The following is a 245-nucleotide window of genomic DNA, read 5'->3' as shown; positions in this document are numbered from 1 at the left end:
CTGATCGGCGTTCGCATGCGAGCCGATGTGCGCGATCCCGCGGACCTGCGGGCGGCGCATGCGTTGCAGGACGGCATCGGGCTGCAGCAGGCCGCGCCGGGAAGCTTCGAGGCGCCCGCGTGGGACAAGGTGAGCCAGAAGCGCGTCCGCGAGGCGCTGGTTGCGCTCGGCGAAACGCTGCCCGATCTCAACGGCGCATTCGGCACGCGGGGCCAGGTGTCGCCCGTGCGTCATCTGATCGGCAC

The 245-nt window shown here is 71.4% G+C and carries 1 pseudogene; it reads left to right on the top strand.

The features are described from left to right. Positions 1-15 precede the first annotated feature (15 nt). Positions 16-245: pseudogene (locus SB753_RS40385) on the top strand (hypothetical protein); the annotation flags it as partial.

It is taken from the genome of Paraburkholderia sp. SIMBA_053, assembly GCF_046534895.1.
Taxonomy (GTDB): Bacteria; Pseudomonadota; Gammaproteobacteria; order Burkholderiales; family Burkholderiaceae; genus Paraburkholderia; species Paraburkholderia caledonica.
Note: the sequence above shows the minus strand (reverse complement) of the source record. Positions and strands in the feature narration are given on the sequence as shown.